Genomic DNA, 14,162 nt, shown 5'->3' with positions numbered 1-14,162 from the left:
TCATAGGCTGGAGCGATGACCCTCGCCGACTCCGCCAGCCCGTATCTGCGGGCGCACGCCGACAATCCCGTCGCGTGGTTCCCGTGGGGTGCGGCCGCGTTCGAGGAGGCCGTGCGGCGCGACGTCCCCGTCCTCATCTCGATCGGATACTCCACCTGCCACTGGTGCCACGTGATGGCCCGGGAATCGTTCCAGGACGTCGACACCGCCGCGCAGATAAACGACGGGTTCGTGGCGATCAAGGTCGATCGGGAGGAGCATCCGGAGGTCGACGCGGCGTACCTGGCCGCGGCCACCGCTTTCACGCGGAGCCTCGGGTGGCCGCTCACGGTGTTCGCCACGCCCACCGGGCGCGCGTTCTTCGCCGGCACGTACTTCCCGCCCGACGCGCGAGGGGGGATGCCGTCGTTCCGGCAGGTGCTGGAGGCCGTCCGCGAAGCGTGGACGCAGCGCCGCGACGCGGTACGCGAGACCGCCGACGCCGTCGTGCGCGCCCTCGCGCAGGCGACGGATGCCGCCGCCGCATCCGGGTTGCCGACCGTGCCGGATCTGGTCGCCGCGGCGCGCGCCGCGCTGACGCGCGAAGACCTCGAGTACGGCGGGTTCGCGCCGCGGGACGCGACGATGGCCACGCCGAAGTTCCCTACCGTCCCCGCGCTGCGATTCCTGCAGAGTCCGGCGCTCGCGCAGGACGCGCCGGACGCCGCCGGGGCCGCGTCGCGGGCGCTCGCGGCGATGGCCGCGTCGCCGCTGCGCGACAGGGTGGACGGCGGGTTCTTCCGCTACGCCACCCGCCGGGACTGGACCGTCCCGCACTTCGAGCGGATGCTCACCGACAACGCCGGCCTGCTCGAGGTGGCCCTCGACGCGGCGGACGACGAGGTCGCCCGTGGGATCGCCGGGTTCCTCCTCGACGTGCTGCAGCAGCCCTCCGGCGGGTTCGCGGCCGCGCAGGACTCCGAGTCGTGGATCGACGGGCAGCGCAGCGAAGGCGGCTACTACGCGCGGGATGCCGCCGCTCGCGCCGAGCTCTCCCCGCCGGCCGTCGACGGCAAGATCGTGACCGGGTGGAACGGCATGGCGATCGGCGCGCTGGCGCGCGCCGGCATCCGGCTCGGCGAGCCGCGCTTCGTCACGGCCGCGCGGCGGGCGGCCGACGCCGTCCTGGCAGCGGCGGTCGACGACGGGGGGCGCCTGCACCGTGCCTGGCTGGATGAGACCGTCTCCACGGCGCCGGCGACCCTGGAAGACCACGGCCTGCTGGCCGCGGGCCTTCTCGCGCTCACGTGCGCCACCGGCGAGCCGGCATACGCGGTCCGCGCACGGGCTCTCGTCGACTCGTGCCTGGCCGACCCGGAGCATCCTGCCCCGCCCGGCGGCCGCGACCCGGTCCTGGCCGCACACGGCCTCCCCGCCGACCCGTCACCGTCCGACGACGACCATCCCTCCGGCGTCTCCGCGCTCGCACAGGCCGCCGTGGCCCTGTGGCGGCTCGGCGCGGGGGACCGGTACCGCCGGACGGCGGAGGCGCTCGTCGCCCGGTACGCCACCCGCGCTCTGGCCGAGCCCCTTGCGCACGGCGCGCTGCTGCGGGTCGCGTGCGAGACGGCGGTGGCCCCGCATCAGCTCGTGATCGTCGGGACGCACGGCGACCCGCTGGCGCGCGCGGCGTCCGTCATCGCCGCGGACGTCGTCGCCGTCGTCACGGCCGAGCGGTGCGCGGCGCTCGCGGACGCGGGATTCGAGCTGTTCGCAGGGAAGACAGCGGACGTCACGACGGTGTACGACTGCCGTGACTTCGCGTGCCGGCTGCCGGTGACCACGCTCAGCGCACTGCGAGCCGCGCCACCTTCGGCGCCGTGACACGGCGGAACCAGGCGGTGTCGCTGACCCGTGCCAGCAGCGTCGCGCCGATCACCGTCATGAACACATACATGGCCGCCAGCGGCGCGAGCATCGGCGCGGTGCCGGCGGCGATGCCGGCGATCACGATCGAGAACTCGCCGCGCGGGGTCAGCGCTATCCCCGCGCGCCACCGGCCCGGGACGCCGATCCCGGCGCGCCGCGCGGCGATGTAACCGGTCAGGATCTTCGTGGCCATCGTGACGGCGGCCAGGATAGCGCCGGGCAGGATCACCTGCATCAGCTGCGAGGCGTCGGTGGCCAGGCCGAAGAACACGAAGAACACCGCCGCGAAGAGGTCGCGCAGCGGAGTGAGCACTTCCCGGGCGGACTCCGCGACGCGGCCGGACAGCGCTATCCCGACGAGGAACGCGCCCACCGCAGCCGACACGTTCACCTCCTCGGCCAGCCCCGCTATCAGCATCGTCAGCCCGAGGACCCCGAGGACCAGCGGCTCGGCGTGCTCGGGCGTGAACAGCCGCGACACGAACGGGCCGAAGCGCAGGGCGACGAACAGGATCACGAGCACGACGGCCACCGCGACGGCCACCCGCACCGCGCCCTGGGCCAGGCTCACGCCGATCACCATCGCGGATACGAGCGGCAGGTAGAACGCCATCGCGAGGTCCTCGATCACGAGCACCGACAGCACCGACGGCGTCTCCCGGTTGCTGATGCGTCCGAGATCGCGCAGCAGCTTCGCCGTCACGCCGGACGAGGTCACCCACGTGATCCCGGCGACGGCGACGGCGGCGGCCGGTCCCCAGCCGAGGATCAGCGCGAACGCCGCGCCGGGCAAGGCGTTCAGCAGGGCATCCAGGATCCCGGCCGCCTTCGAGCGGCGCAGGCCGTGCAGGAGCTCCTCGGCGGAGTACTCCAGGCCCAGCAGCGCCAGCAGCAGGATGACGCCGATCTCAGCGCCGATCTCGAAGAAGCTCGCGCTGGCGTCCATCGGCAGCACGCCTCCGGTGCCGAACGCCAGCCCCGCGATGAGGTACAGCGGGATCGGCGAGAAGCCGATCCGGGCCGCGAGCCGGCCCAGCAGTCCCATGGCGAACAGCAGGGCGCCGACTTCGATGAGGACGATGAAGGAGTCGTTCATCGGCGGCGCCCGCGGGTCACTCGGGGCCGTCGCTGATCAGCCGGACCGCGGCATCCAATCCTGCCCGCGTGCCGACCGTGACGATCACGTCGCCCTCGCGCAGCATCTCGTCCGGGGTGGGCGAGGCGATCACGCGGCGATCCCGGATGATCGCGACCACCGACACGTGCGTGCGGGTGCGCGTCTTCGTGTCGCCGAGCGTCTTGTCCACGAACGGGGAGTCCGCCGGCAGGGCTATCTTCTCCGTGTACAGGCCGTCGGTCTCCTCGGTCAGCTTCGTGAGCCGGCTCACGGCCAGCGACGCGCTGAACAGCTCGGCGAGCGCTTCGGCCTCGTCGTCGGTGATGCGCAGCGACTCGCGGCACTCGTCGGGGTCGTTGGCGTCGTACAGCCCGAGCTCGCGCTCGCCGTCGCGGTACCGGACCACGGCCAGCCGCCGGCCGCTCTCGGTGACCAGGTCGTGGCGCACGCCGATCCCGGGCAGGTCGACCTTCTCGATGCGGACTGTCACCCTCTGAGATTAGCGGCTCAGATCCACGTGGGGACCCAGTTGTGCAAGAGCCAGAACACGTACGGCACCCGCATTCCTACCCACACCGGATACCAGAACGCCGACAGCGCCACGACCACCCCGAGGAACACCCACACGACACGCTGACCGGCCAATCGCCGCCGGATCGAGCGGGCGCCGGCGCCGGCGATCTCACGCAGCGCGAAGGCCAGCGCGAGCGCCGTGAACGGCACCATGGCGACTGTGTAGAACTGGAAGATCGTGCGCTCCGGGTACAGCAGCCACGGCAGGTACGTGCATGCCACCCCGGTGAGGACCACCGCGTGGCGCCAGTTCCGCCGGAGCACGAGCGTCACCACGAGGTACACCGCGGCCGCGCAGCCCGCCCACCAGATCAGCGGGTTCGGGATCGACGAGATGGCCTGCACGCAGTTGCTCGCCCACGTGCAGCCGGCCTGCCCGAGCGTGTCCTGGTGCCAGTACATCGACGTGGGCCGGATCAGCAGCGGCCACTGCCACGCCGGGCTCGCATAGCTGTGCGGGGTGGTCAGCCCCACGTGGAACGCGTAGATCGCCTGATGGTAGATCCACAGCGCCTCCCACGGGTTCGTGGACGCCTGCCGGTCGTAGCCGCCGGCGCTGACCAGCCATCCGGTCCAGGATGCGACATACACGACCAGCGCGACGGGCACGAGCAGGAGGAAGGATGCCACGGCCTGCCGCAGCGCCCCCCACGTCCACAGTGCCACGCCTGCCCGCCTCCGGGCCACGGCGTCGCTGACCACCGCGTACACGCCGATCGCTGCCAGGGCGTACAGGCCGGACCACTTCACCGCCGTCGCGGCGCCCGCCGCCGCCCCGGCCGCGACGAGCCACGGGCGGTTCCACACGAGCGGGCCGAGTCCGTACGCCGGGTCGGGGCGCCGCCGCACCAGCGTCGCCAGCCGATCGATGTGCCGGGTGCGGTCGAGGACCAGGAACAGGAACGCGAGCGCGACGAAGAACGTGAGGAACACGTCCAACAGCGCGATCCGGCTGAGGACTATCGAGACGCCGTCCACCGCGACCAGCAGACCCGCCACCGTGGCGAACACCGTCGAGCCGGTCAGGCGCTTGCCGAGCAGGTACACGACGAGCACCGTGGCGGTGCCGAACAGGGCCGCCGCTATCCGCCAGCCCACCGACGAGTCGGGCCCGAAGATCCACATCCCGATCCCGATCAGCCACTTGCCCAGCGGCGGGTGCACCACGAAGCTGCCGGAGGTCAGGAACGTGGGGATGCCGCCGGAGGCGAACCCCTTGTCAGCGCCCTCGGGCCAGTTCGTCGGATACCCGAGGTTCCACTGACTCCAGGCATCCTTCACGTAGTACGTCTCGTCGAAGACGAGCGCGTGCGGATGCCCCAGATCCCAGAGGCGCACGGCCGCCGCCAGCAGGGTCACGAACACCGGCGCGAGCACGTCGAATCGCCGCCGCAGCACCGCCGAGGCCCGCACCCGGGCGCTCCACCGGTCCAGCACGGACGGGCGCGCGTCGGGCAGCAGGCCGTCCACGGTCGCAGTCACCGTCCCAGCCTATGCTGGGGCGGTGATCATCCTGGCGGCCACGCCCATCGGAAATCTGGGCGACGCGTCCCGGCGGCTCGTGGCGGCGCTCGAGGCCGCGACAGTCGTCGCGGCGGAGGACACCCGCACGACGCAGCGCCTGCTGCAGGCGCTGGATGTCGGGAACCGGCCGCGTCTTTTCGCACTGCACGATCACAACGAGAAGGAACGTGCGGCCGAGGTGGTCGAACTGGCGCGCACCGAGGACGTGCTCGTGCTCAGCGACGCGGGGATGCCGACGGTCAGCGACCCGGGATACGGCCTCGTGGTGGCCGCCGCCGCCGCGGGGGTGACGGTGACGGTGATCCCCGGCCCGAGCGCCGTTGTCACGGCGCTCGCGGTGTCGGGACTGCCCACCGACCGGTTCACGTTCGAGGGTTTCCTGCCGCGCAAGGACGGGGAGCGGGCGGACGCGCTGGCGGCGCTGTCGGCGGAGCCGCGCACGATGGTGTTCTTCGAGGCCCCGTCGCGGATCGCGGCGTCGTTGCGCGATATGTGCCGCGCGTTCGGCGACGACCGGCCCGCCGCCGTGTGCCGGGAGCTGACGAAGCTGCACGAGCAGGTGCGCCGCGGCCCGCTCGTGGAGCTGGCGGACTGGGCCGCGGAGGGCGTCCGCGGCGAGATCGTCGTGGTGGTGGGCGGGGCGGCGCCGCGGCGCACGCCGTTCGCCGACGCCGTCACGCACGTGCGGGAGCTGACCGGGTCGGGAATCCGGCTGAAGGAGGCGGCGGCCGAGGTGGCCGAGGCGACCGGGCATTCGCGCCGCGAGTTGTATCAGGCGGCGCTGGCCGTCAAGAACGGCTGACGTACCGCTGGCGCTGGCGGCCCAGGCCCTCGATCTCCAGCTCCACCACGTCCCCGGCGGACAGGTACGGGAACCGGCCGGACAGGGCGACGCCCTCGGGTGTCCCGGTGAGCACGACGTCGCCCGGCTCGAGCGTCAGATAGCGGCTGAGCTCCCACACGATGTGGTCGATGCCGAAGATCAGATCCGACGTGCGGGAATCCTGCCGCGGCTGACCGTTGACCCAGGAGCGCAGACGCACGTCGGCGGCATCCACCTCGTCCGGCGTCACCAGCCATGGTCCCAGCGGCAGAAAGCCGGGCGCCGACTTGCCCTTGGACCACTGCCCGCCGGAGACCGCCAGCTGCCAGTCCCGCTCGGACACGTCGTTGCCCACGGCGTACCCGGCGATATGGGCGGCCGCGTCTGCGGGGGCGTGCAGCCGCTGTGCGCGCCGCCCGATCACGATCGCCAGCTCCACCTCCCAGTCGGTCTTCGTGCTGCCCGCCGGGATCTCGACGTCGTCGTCGGGACCGGCCATCGCGCCGGGAGCCTTCATGAAGACCACCATGTGCTCGGGCGGGGCCGAGCCCGACTCGGCCGCGTGCGCGGCGTAGTTCATCCCGATGCAGTACACCGCCGACGGGCGGGCGACCGGGGCGCCCACGCGTCGCGTCGCCGCGTCGGCCAGCTCCGGGAGGGACCCGGCGGCCACGGCATCCCGGACGCGGTCGATCCCGCCGTCGGCGAGGAACGCGCCGTCGATGTCGGCGGTCACCGGCGACACGTCCAGGACGCGGCCGCCGTCGATGACGACGGGCACCTCCTGGCCCGCGGGGCCCAGTCGGGCAAAGCGCATGACGATCTCCCGTGCTCAGCGGACCGCCGAACGCGACCCGCACGCGCCCGATTCTGCCACCGCCGCGCCCGCAGAAATCGGATGTCGCCCGCAAACTAGACTCGGGGGGTGACTTCCGGCGGCTCCTTCTACATCACGACACCGATCTACTATCCGAGCGATCTGCCTCACATCGGGCACGGGTACACGAGCGTGGCCGTGGACACCCTCGCCCGGTGGCACCGGCAAGCCGGGGACGACACCTGGATGCTCACCGGCACCGACGAGCACGGGCAGAAGATGCTGCGCGCGGCCGCCGCGAACGGCGTCACGCCGCAGCAGTGGGTCGACAAGCTCGTCACGGAGAGTTGGTTTCCGCTGCTGACGACGCTGGATGTCGCGAACGACGACTTCATCCGCACGACACAGGAGCGCCACGAGAGCAGCGTCCAGGTGTTCTTCCAGACGCTGTACGACCGCGGCTACATCTACGCCGGCGAGTACGAAGCGCTGTACTGCGTGGGCTGCGAGGAGTTCAAACCGGAGGCGGAGATCGTCGACGGCACCGGCCCCTTCGAGGGGCTGAAGGTGTGCGCCATCCACTCCAAGCCGCTGGAGCTGCTGCAGGAGAAGAACTACTTCTTCAAGCTCAGCGAGTTCGGTGATCGGCTGCTCGAGCTGTACAAGACCGAGCCGGACTTCGTGCGGCCGGACTCGGCCCGCAACGAGGTGGTGTCCTTCGTCAAGCAGGGGCTGAAGGACCTGTCGATCTCCCGGTCCACGTTCGACTGGGGCATCAAGGTGCCGTGGGACCCGTCGCACGTGATCTACGTGTGGGTGGACGCGCTGCTGAACTACGCGACCGCCGTCGGCTACGGCAGCGACGAGGCCGGGTTCGCCCGCCGCTGGCCCGCGTACCACGTCGTCGGCAAGGACATCCTCCGCTTCCACGCGGTGATCTGGCCGGCGCTGCTGATGGCCGCGGGGCTGGAGGTGCCCCGCGGGGTGTTCGCGCACGGGTGGCTGCTGGTGGGCGGCGAGAAGATGTCGAAGTCGAAGCTGACCGGCATCTCGCCGACCGAGATCACCGACGTGTTCGGCTCGGACGCGTACCGCTTCTACTTCTTGTCCGCCATCCCGTTCGGTCACGACGGCTCGTTCTCCTGGGAGGACCTGTCGGCGCGCTACCAGGCGGAGCTGGCCAACGGCTTCGGCAACCTCGCGTCCCGCACCGTCGCGATGATCGAGCGGTACTTCGACGGCGTGTTGCCGGCCCCGGGGGAGTACGCCGAGCGGGACAGTGCCGTGCAGAAGACGGTGGCGGATGCCGCGGCCGCGGCGGACGCCGCGATCGACCGGTTCCGCATCGACGAGGCCATCGCGGCGATCTGGACGATAGTGGACGAGCTGAACGGCTACATCACCGACAGCGCCCCGTGGGTCCTCGCCAAGGACGACGCGCAGCGGGGGCGCCTGGGCACCGTGCTGTACACGGCGGCCGAGGGTCTGCGCGCGCTCGCGGTGCTGCTGTCCCCGGTGATGCCCGCCTCGACCGGGACGCTGTGGGCGGCCCTGGGCGCCGCCGGGTCACTCGGCCCGCTGCAGCAGCAGCCGATCCGTCAGGCCGGCGGGTGGGGGATCCTGGAGCCCGGCACCGCTGTCGCCCCGCTCGCGCCGCTGTTCCCGCGCGTGGAGCAGCACTGACCGTGCCGGACGACCCCTCGAACTACGTGCGGCACCGCGAGAAGGGAACGCGCGACGTCAGCTATCCGCCGGCGCCTGAGCCGCTCGCGGTGCCGGTGTACGACAACCACTGCCATCTGGAGATCGCCGACGGCGACGACGGCGGGCTCACCCTCGACGAGCAGCTGGACCGCGCGCGGGAGGTCGGCATCGCAGGGGTCGTGCAGGCCGGCGGCGATATCGATTCGAGCCGCTGGTCGGCGGATGCCGCCGCCCGCCATCCCCGGGTGCTGGCCGCCGTCGCGATCCATCCGAACGAGGCGCCCGCGTACGAGGCCGCGGGGCGGCTCGACGAGGCCATCGCGGTGATCGACGAGCTGGCCGCGCAGCCGCGGGTGCGGGCGATCGGGGAGACGGGCCTGGACTTCTTCCGCACCGGAGCGGACGGCATCCCGGCCCAGCGCCGCTCGTTCGAGGCGCACATAGCACTGGCCAAGAAGCACGGCATAGCGATGCAGATCCACGACCGCGACGCGCACGATGCGGTGCTGCAGACGCTGGAGCATGCCGGCGCGCCCGAGCGGACGGTGTTCCACTGCTTCTCCGGCGATGCCGCGATGGCACGCATCGCCGCCGAGCACGGCTACTATCTGTCGTTCGCGGGGAACATCACGTTCCGCGGCGCGCAGAACCTGCGCGATGCGCTGGCGGTGGCATCCCGCGACCGGATCCTCGTGGAGACGGATGCGCCGTTCCTCACGCCGGTGCCCTACCGGGGCCGGCCGAACGCGCCGTACCTCGTGCCGACGACGGTGCGGTTCATGGCCGCTGAGCTCGGCGTCGACCTCGACGAGCTGTGCGCGCAGCTGGCGGCGAACACCCGCGCCGTGTACGGCTCGTTCGAGGACTGACAGGCCGCCGGCTGCGGGCATCCGCGCCGCGTTTTCGCTGGCGCGTTCGCGGATTCGTGTAGCGCGGTGGGATTCCACGGGGTGGCCGCTGTGCTCGCGCGGCACTGTTCGGCATCCGCGCCATGGATTCGCTGGCGCGTTCGCGGATTCGTGCAGCGCGAACCTCGGAGCGCCCGCCGCGGGTGGCGCGGACGCGGATCGGTGCAGCGTTCGCCGATTGGTGCCGCGTTTGCGGATCGGTGCAGCGTTCGCCGATTTGTGTAGCGCGGTGGGATGCTGCGGGGTGGCCGTCGTGCTCGCGCGGTACTGTTCGGCATCCGCGCCACGGATTCGCTGGCGCGTTCGCGGATTCGTGTAGCGCGAATCGCTGGCGCAACCGGTGCACCTGGCGTCGCGGGGCGCGTGACGTGATGTTCGCGTCCGGCGAGCGTCGGCTGTACGGACACAAAGGCTCTCCCGCCTGCGGCAGGATGGTGGGCATGCCCGTGTCACTTCTGGGCGCGGCTGAGATCCGCGCGCTGGCCGCCGAACTCGACGTGACCCCGACCAAGAAGCTCGGGCAGAACTTCGTCGTCGATGCGAACACCGTGCGGCGCATCGTGCAGATCGCCGCGGTGCAGCCGCACGAGCACGTCGTCGAGGTGGGGCCGGGGCTCGGCTCGCTGACCCTGGCGATCCTGTCCACCGGCGCGCGGGTCACCGCCGTCGAGATCGACCACCGACTGGCCGCGCGCCTGCCGGAGACCGCGGCATCCCACGGCGTCGACGACGGTGCGCTGACGGTGGTGGACGCGGATGCCCTCCGGGTCACCGAGCTGCCGGGGGAGCCCACCGTGCTGGTGGCGAACCTCCCCTACAACGTGTCGGTGCCGGTGCTGCTGCACTTCCTCGAGACGTTCGCGCACCTCAAGCGCGGGGTCGTGATGGTTCAGGCCGAGGTGGGGGAGCGGCTGGCCGCGCCGCCCGGCTCGAAGACGTACGGGGCGCCGAGCGTCAAGGCGGCCTGGTACGGCCCGTGGCGGCTCGCGGGCACCGTGTCCCGCCACGTGTTCTGGCCGGTCCCGGGCGTCGACAGCGTGCTGGTCGCGTTCAGTCGGGACCTGGAGCCGCGCGGGACGGAAGCCGAGCGCCGGCGCACGTTCGAGATCGTGGATGCCGCGTTCGGCCAGCGCCGCAAGATGCTCCGTCAGGCGCTCTCGTCGACGCTCGGCGGGTCGGCGGCGGCGTCCGCGGTTCTCGAGGCCGCCGGCATCGACCCGACGCTGCGCGGGGAGCAGCTCACGATCGACGACTTCGTCGCCGTCGCCCGGCAGAGGCCCGCCCGCTGACGGCGGGTCACGTAGAGGTCGGCGTGCCGCCGAGCGAACACAAGCGTCCCGCCGCATCCCCACCCCACGCGGCACCGCCGACTCGATACCCTTGATCAGTGAGCGACCAGCAGCGATTCCAGTCCGGCGTCGGCGACATCCACCGCCCGTACACGGCCGCTCCGGGCCGATACGACGCGTTCGGCTACCGGCAGGTGGGGGACTCCGGCCTCTACCTGCCCCCCATCTCGCTGGGCCTGTGGTGGAACTTCGGCGACAACGTCCCGTTCGACCGGCAGCGGGAGCTGCTGCGCCACGCGTTCGACTCCGGAATCACCCACTTCGACCTCGCGAACAACTACGGCCCGCCGTACGGCTCGGCCGAGACGAACTTCGGCCGCATAATGCGTGAGGACTTCCGGGCGTACCGCGACGAACTGATCATCTCGTCGAAGGCCGGCTGGGACATGTGGCCGGGACCGTACGGCGACCTCGGCAGCCGCAAGTACATCCTCGCCAGCGCCGACCAGTCCCTGACCCGGATGGGCCTGGAGTACGTCGACATCTTCTACTCCCACCGCGTGGACCCGGTCACCCCGATCGAGGAGACCATCGGGGCACTGGACACCCTCGTGCGACAGGGCAAGGCGCTGTACGTGGGCATCTCGTCGTACAGCGCCGAGCGCACGGCCACAGCGAAGGCCGTCGCCCGGAGTCTTGGCACGCCGCTCGTGATCCACCAGCCGTCGTACTCGATCCTGAACCGCTGGATCGAGGACGGACTGACCGGGGTGCTCGCTCAGGAGGGCATGGGCGCTATCGCCTTCACGCCGCTGGCGCAGGGGCTGCTCACGTCGAAGTACCTCGGCGACGGCACCGCGGAGCGCTCGCAGCAGCGGTCGTCCCTGCCCGGCGGGCGGCTGTCCGACCGGGGCCTGTCGGCGCTGCGCGGCCTCGACGTGATAGCGAAGGAGCGCGGGCAGACGCTCGCGCAGATGGCGCTGCAGTGGGTGCTGCGGGACGGTGTCGTCGCCTCCGCGCTGATCGGCGCCTCGCGTCCCGCCCAACTCGACGAGAACCTCGGCGCCCTGTCCGGCCCCGATTTCGACACCGCCGAGCTGGAGCAGATCGACGCGCTCAGCGACAGCATCGACGTGGACATGTGGGCGGTGTCCGCGCAACTGTGAGCCAGGCCGCCGCCGTCGAGCGCATCCGGGTGCGCGCCCCGGGGAAGATCAACGTCTTCTTCGAGGTCGGCGCTGCCGGTGCCGACGGGTACCACGAGGTGGCCTCTGCGTACCAGGCGGTCTCGGCGTATGAGGATGTCTGGGCGAGCCCGTCGGACCGGTTCACGGTCGAGGTGGACGGCACCGTCGACGTGTCCGGCGTGCCCGTGGACGACACGAACCTCGCCGTGCGCGCCGCGCGCCTGCTGGCCGCGGAGATCGGCTACGACGGCGGCGTGCACCTGCGCGTGCACAAGGGCGTCCCGGTGGCCGGGGGCATGGGCGGAGGCTCCGCGGATGCCGCGGCGGCCCTGCTCGCGTGCGACGCGCTGTGGGGCGCCGGCCTGTCCAGCGCCCAGCTGCAGCGAATCGGCGCGCAGCTGGGCGCCGACGTGCCGTTCGCCCTGATGGGCGGCACCGCGGTCGGCACCGGCCGTGGCGAGCAGCTCAGCCCCGCGCTCGCGCGCGGCCGGTTCGACTGGGTGCTCGTGATCAGCGACGAGGGGATGTCGACCCCGGACGTGTACGACGAGCTGGACGACTACCGGTCGACCGGCAGCTCCTTCGTCCCGCCCGTGCCCGTGCGCCCGGCGGTGTTCCCCCCGGTGCTGCAGGCGCTGCGGCAGGGCGACGCGCGCATGCTCGGCGCCACCGCGCACAACGACCTGTCGCACGCCGCGCTGCGGCTGCGGCCCGCGCTGGACGACATCATCAACCTCGGCCTTTCCCAGGGCGCACTCACCGGTATCGTGTCGGGATCGGGGCCGACGCTCGCGTTCCTCGCGGACGACGAGCAGGCCGCCGTCGCGCTGCAGGTGGTGCTCAGCGCGGCCGGGCACGAGACCATGCATGTGCACGGACCGGTCCCCGGCGCCCGCATCATCCCCACCTGAACGATCCGGAGCACAGCACACATGGACGATGACCTGACGACCCGCCACCACGACGGACCGGTCGACGCCTCGGCCGCCGCCGCGCTCGCGGCGCAGGGCCTCGAGCTGCGCCTCGTCCGCAACGCCCGGCCCGAACTCGACGCCTGGATCGGCGCGGTGCGCCGCGGCTTCCTCGACCCGGAGCCCACCGAGGCGCAGCTGGACGCCGCGACCGCCAGGAACGGCTACCGGCGGATGATCGGCGTGTACGACCCGGCCGGACCGATGCCCGAGGTCCCGGTCGGCACTTTCGCGTCGTGGGCGACCGACCTGACGGTGCCGGGGGAGCGCACGACGCCGATGGTCGCCATCAGCGCCGTGACGGTCGCGCCCACGCATCAGGGCCGCGGCATAGCGCGCGCCATGATGGAGGGCGAGCTGCGCCACGCCGTGGCGCTGGGTATCCCGATGGCCGGGCTCACCGCCAGCGAGTCCACGATCTACGGGCGGTACGGGTTCGGTCCCGCAGTGGCGGCCACGACGTGGCGAATCGACACGAAGCGGGCGCGGTGGGAGGGGCCGACGGCCCCCGGTCGGGTGGACCACGTCTCGCGCGAGACCGCGCGGGCGCTGCTGCCGCGGCTGCACGACGAGGTCCGGCTGCGCCGCCCCGGCGAGATCCCGATCCCCGGCAGCCACTGGGACCGCTTCACGGAGCTGCATCCGGATGCCGACAAGCCGGGCAGGGTCCGCGCGGCGCAGTACGCCGACCCGGCCGGACGGGTCCGCGGCATGGTGCTGTACACCGTCACCGAGAACGAGGACGACTTCACGAAGTCCTCCGTGCGGGTGTCCCACCTTGTCGCCGTCGACGCGGAGGCGTACGCGGCGCTGTGGCGCCACCTGATTGAGCTGCCCCTGATCGGCACCGTCACCGCCTCCGAGCTGTCGGTCGACGAGCCGCTGCTGTGGATGCTGTCGGACCAGCGGGCCGCCGAGATCACCGTGTCCGACCACCACTACGTGCGCGTCCTCGACGTCCCGGCCGCCCTGCAGGCGCGCGGCTACGACACCGCCGGTGCCGTCGTGCTGGAGGTGTCCGATCCGCTCGGACACAGCTCCGGCCGCTGGCTGCTGGAGGCCGGCGCCGACGGCTCCGGCCGGGTGCGCGCCGACGGCGGACCGGACGCGCGGGACATCCCCGTCCTCCGGCTCGGGACCGCCGCGTTGTCGACCGCGTACCTGGGCGGGGTCTCGGTGAGCACGCTCGCCGCAGCCGGACGGGTGGAGTCGACGGATGCCGCGGCGGCGGCCGCCGTCCTCGGTCACCGGGCGGTCCCGCAGCTGAGTTTCTGGTACTGACCGAGTGCTGTGTCGGGGGCCTGGGTTACCCTCGGTAGCACGCGACACGAGCGACATGAA

At 72.1% G+C, this 14,162-nt stretch carries 12 protein-coding genes; 8 read left to right on the top strand and 4 right to left on the bottom strand.

The features are described from left to right. Positions 1-15 precede the first annotated feature (15 nt). Positions 16-1,863, top strand: coding sequence for a thioredoxin domain-containing protein (locus GH740_RS05300; protein ID WP_153745073.1), 1,848 nt, complete (start codon positions 16-18; stop codon positions 1,861-1,863). Here GH740_RS05300 and GH740_RS05295 read toward each other — a convergent pair. Genes GH740_RS05295 through GH740_RS05285 form a run of 3 tightly spaced genes read right to left on the bottom strand, consistent with a single transcriptional unit; the run spans position 1,826 to position 5,080 of the window. Then, a complete protein-coding gene (locus GH740_RS05295) occupies positions 1,826-3,004 on the bottom strand; it encodes a cation:proton antiporter (protein ID WP_153745072.1) in 1,179 nt (392 codons plus the stop codon). The two genes, GH740_RS05300 and GH740_RS05295, sit on opposite strands and share 38 nt — an antisense overlap. Before the next feature lie 16 nt (positions 3,005-3,020). Then, complete coding sequence (locus GH740_RS05290; RefSeq protein ID WP_367640771.1) at positions 3,021-3,515, bottom strand: cation:proton antiporter regulatory subunit; 495 nt, start codon at positions 3,513-3,515, stop codon at positions 3,021-3,023. A gap of 17 nt (positions 3,516-3,532) precedes the next feature. Then, positions 3,533-5,080, bottom strand: coding sequence for a dolichyl-phosphate-mannose--protein mannosyltransferase (locus GH740_RS05285; RefSeq protein WP_367640769.1), 1,548 nt, complete (start codon positions 5,078-5,080; stop codon positions 3,533-3,535). Between the two features lie 22 nt (positions 5,081-5,102). On the opposite strand from GH740_RS05285, the gene rsmI reads away from it, so the two are divergent. Beyond that, on the top strand, positions 5,103-5,924 hold the full coding sequence (gene rsmI / locus GH740_RS05280; protein ID WP_367640767.1) for a 16S rRNA (cytidine(1402)-2'-O)-methyltransferase: 822 nt from the start codon (positions 5,103-5,105) through the stop codon (positions 5,922-5,924). On the opposite strand, the gene GH740_RS05275 is transcribed toward rsmI, so the two are convergent. Then, positions 5,911-6,762 (bottom strand): fumarylacetoacetate hydrolase family protein, encoded by an 852-nt coding sequence (locus GH740_RS05275; RefSeq protein ID WP_153745071.1) that lies wholly within the window; start codon positions 6,760-6,762, stop codon positions 5,911-5,913. The two genes, rsmI and GH740_RS05275, sit on opposite strands and share 14 nt — an antisense overlap. A gap of 108 nt (positions 6,763-6,870) precedes the next feature. Here GH740_RS05275 and metG point away from each other — a divergent pair, with 108 nt between their 5' ends. From metG to GH740_RS05250, 6 genes are all read left to right on the top strand, one after another. Then, complete coding sequence (metG, locus tag GH740_RS05270) at positions 6,871-8,445, top strand: methionine--tRNA ligase (RefSeq protein ID WP_367640765.1); 1,575 nt, start codon at positions 6,871-6,873, stop codon at positions 8,443-8,445. Then, positions 8,442-9,335, top strand: a complete 894-nt coding sequence (locus tag GH740_RS05265) for a TatD family hydrolase (RefSeq protein ID WP_153745483.1) — start codon at positions 8,442-8,444, stop codon at positions 9,333-9,335. Before metG ends, GH740_RS05265 begins: the two co-directional genes overlap by 4 nt. Before the next feature lie 479 nt (positions 9,336-9,814). Beyond that, complete coding sequence (gene rsmA, locus GH740_RS05260) at positions 9,815-10,663, top strand: 16S rRNA (adenine(1518)-N(6)/adenine(1519)-N(6))-dimethyltransferase RsmA (protein WP_153745070.1); 849 nt, start codon at positions 9,815-9,817, stop codon at positions 10,661-10,663. A gap of 98 nt (positions 10,664-10,761) precedes the next feature. After that, a complete protein-coding gene (locus GH740_RS13930; protein WP_367640763.1) occupies positions 10,762-11,829 on the top strand; it encodes an aldo/keto reductase in 1,068 nt (355 codons plus the stop codon). Further along, entirely contained in the window at positions 11,826-12,761 is a 936-nt protein-coding gene (locus tag GH740_RS05255) for a 4-(cytidine 5'-diphospho)-2-C-methyl-D-erythritol kinase (RefSeq protein WP_367640761.1), read from the top strand. The genes GH740_RS13930 and GH740_RS05255 overlap by 4 nt, the downstream gene beginning before the upstream one ends. A 21-nt stretch (positions 12,762-12,782) precedes the next feature. Beyond that, on the top strand, positions 12,783-14,102 hold the full coding sequence (locus GH740_RS05250; RefSeq protein ID WP_153745069.1) for a GNAT family N-acetyltransferase: 1,320 nt from the start codon (positions 12,783-12,785) through the stop codon (positions 14,100-14,102). Positions 14,103-14,162 lie beyond the last annotated feature (60 nt).

Origin of the sequence: Microbacterium sp. SYP-A9085 (genome assembly GCF_009649635.1) — a bacterium.
Taxonomy (GTDB): Bacteria; Actinomycetota; Actinomycetes; order Actinomycetales; family Microbacteriaceae; genus Microbacterium.
Note: the sequence above shows the minus strand (reverse complement) of the source record. Positions and strands in the feature narration are given on the sequence as shown.

Bases quoted from the DNA above. Each gene is read 5' to 3' on its own strand.
- GH740_RS05250 (WP_153745069.1), top strand. From the start codon at position 12,783: ATGGACGATGACCTGACGACCCGCCACCACGACGGACCGGTCGACGCC.
- GH740_RS05300 (WP_153745073.1), top strand. From the start codon at position 16: ATGACCCTCGCCGACTCCGCCAGCCCGTATCTGCGGGCGCACGCCGAC.
- GH740_RS05295 (WP_153745072.1), bottom strand. From the start codon at position 3,004: ATGAACGACTCCTTCATCGTCCTCATCGAAGTCGGCGCCCTGCTGTTC.
- GH740_RS05275 (WP_153745071.1), bottom strand. From the start codon at position 6,762: ATGCGCTTTGCCCGACTGGGCCCCGCGGGCCAGGAGGTGCCCGTCGTC.
- rsmA (WP_153745070.1), top strand. From the start codon at position 9,815: ATGCCCGTGTCACTTCTGGGCGCGGCTGAGATCCGCGCGCTGGCCGCC.